The 2,470-nt window shown below is 74.5% G+C and carries 1 protein-coding gene; it reads left to right on the forward strand.

Translation table 11 applies throughout. The features are described 5' to 3' along the window. Positions 1 to 374: 374 nt before the first annotated feature. Positions 375 to 2,470: sensor histidine kinase (locus E1291_RS40960; RefSeq protein ID WP_131743408.1), on the forward strand; the 2,096-nt coding region annotated here is incomplete at its 3' end.

Below are 2,470 nucleotides of genomic sequence, written 5' to 3' on the forward strand. Positions count from 1 at the left end.
CCGCGGACCGGCCTGCGGCGGAGCCGGGCGGGCGCGGGCCCCCGGGGGGTCGGGGAGCCCGCCGAGCCGCCGGGCGCGGACGTCGGTGCGTTCGAGGGACGCGCTGTGCCAGCCATCACGGTGCAGGATCGTAGGGGTATTTTCGGTCCGACGTGCACACATAATGTGATGATCTGGAAACTGTCGACACTCGGTCGCGTGCCGCCCTAGGCTCTGCTGCGTTCCCCGCCCGCGATCTCCGTGTCAGCCGTCCGTCGAGCGAAAGTTCAGCCGAAGTGCCAAAACGAGGCCGCCCCGTGGACACAGCCGCCGGCCAACGGCGGGCCGGTCCCAAGGCCGGGCGATGGCGATCCATCCGCTTCAAGGTCATTCTCATGGTCACCGTGTCGGTGGTCTCCCTCGGCGTGCTGTGGGCCTTCGCCGCGAGCATCGCGCTCGGCGAGGGACTCAACCTCCGCCACGTCAAGACCGTCCAGGAACACTACGGTTACCCGTCCGGCGCGCTCGGCAGCTCCCTGCAGGCCGAGCGCCGGCTGTCGATGGTGTACCTCGGCGGCCGCGCCGAGGGCGACCGCGCCGCGATGGAGTCCGGCCGGCTGGTCACCGACCGGCAGGCCGAGCTGTTCCGCCGGCTGGCCGCCGACGCGGGCGCCCGCGGCGCGGCCCCCGAGCAGGCCCGCCGGCTCGCCGACAAGATCCTCGCCGGGCTGGACGCGCTCGGCTCCGGCCGCCGCGCCATCGACACCGGCCTGACCACCCGGCAGCGCGCGTTCGACGACTACACCGCGCTGCTGGCCGACGTCGGGTCGCTGCAGGGGTCGCTCGCCACCCTCAACAACTCCGAGGTCGCCAAGGACGCGCGCAACCAGGCGTCGCTGTCGCGCGCCCGGGAGACGCTCGCGCAGGAGGACGCGCTGCTCGCGGGCGCGCTCGCCGCGCGCCGCATGACGCCGGGTGAGCACGCCGAGTTCGTCAAGCTCGTCGGCACGCAGCGGACGCTCTACGGGTACGCGTCGGCGGAGCTGCGGAGCGAGGACCAGGAGTACTACGAGCGCGTCGTCGAGATGCCCGAGTACTCCCGGCTGCGGATCCTGGAGAACCGCTTCGTCTCCTCGGCCCGGCTGGTGCAGAAGGCGGGTTCGGCCGGCGGGCTGTGGAAGACGACCGCCGACTCCAACCTGACCCGGCTGCGCGGGCTGGAGCTCTCGGTGTCGGGGGGCGCCGAACGGCGCGCCCAGCCGATCTCCGACGGCATCATCCTGCGCGTCGTGCTGGCCGGCGCGCTCGGCCTCGTCGCCGTCGTCGCCTCGCTGGCCATCGCGATCTGGGTGGCCCGCTCCGTCATCCGCGAGCTGGCCCGGCTGCGCCGCGAGGCCATCGACCTGGCCGACGTCCGGCTGCCCGGGGTCATCCGCCGGCTGCGCCGTGGCGAGCAGGTCGACGTGGCGGCCGAGGCGCCGCCGCTGTCGTTCGGCACGCGCGAGATCGACCAGGTCGGCGACGCGTTCAACGCCGCCCGGCGGACCGCGATCCAGAGCGCGGTCGAGGAGGCCACGCTGCGCCGCAACGTCAGCGAGGTGTTCGTGAACCTGGCGCGGCGCAGCCAGACGCTGCTGCACCGCCAGCTCAAGCTGCTGGACGCGATGGAGCGGCGCATCGAGGTGCCCGACGACCTGGAGGACCTGTTCCGGGTCGACCACCTGGCCACCCGCATGCGCCGGCACGCCGAGGGCCTGATCATCCTGTCCGGCCAGCCGCCCGGCCGCGGCTGGCGCAACCCGGTCGCGATCGTGGACGTGGCGCGCGCCGCCGCGTCGGAGGTCGAGGACTACACCCGCGTCAACGTGGCGCCGATGACCCGCGCCGCCGTCGTCGGCCCCGCGGTCGCCGACGTCATCCACCTGCTCGCCGAGCTCATCGAGAACGCGGCCGCGTTCTCCCCGCCGCACACCACCGTGCAGGTGCAGGGGCAGGCCGTCGGGCACGGCTACACGCTGGAGGTCGAGGACCGCGGGCTCAGCATGGACGAGCCGAGCCTCGCCGCCGCCAACGAGCGGCTCGCCACCGCCGCCGAGTTCGACCTGTCCGACAGCGCCCAGCTCGGCCTGTTCGTCGTCGGCCGGCTCGCCCGCCGGCACAACATCAAGGTCACGCTGCGCACCTCCCCGTACGGCGGGATGACCGCGATCGTGCTGCTGCCGGAGGAGCTGGTCGTCCGCGGCGACGCCGACCAGCTGGACGCCGCCGGACCCGCGATCACGACCCGGCGCACCGCGGACGCCCTCATGCCGGTCGGCTCGGTCGTCGGCGGCCGCGAGCCCGCCGCGCAGCCCGAGATCGGTCCGGGCGCGCGCCGTGACGACCGCGGCCAGGGCGGTTCGGTGCTGCGGCTGCCGGCCGGCCGGCACGCCGTCGCGCCCGCCTCGTCCGGTGCCCAGGGCCGTCCCGGGCCGGGGACGGGCGAGATCGG

It is taken from the genome of Actinomadura roseirufa (assembly GCF_900659635.1).
In the GTDB taxonomy this organism is placed as follows: Bacteria; Actinomycetota; Actinomycetes; order Streptosporangiales; family Streptosporangiaceae; genus Spirillospora; species Spirillospora roseirufa.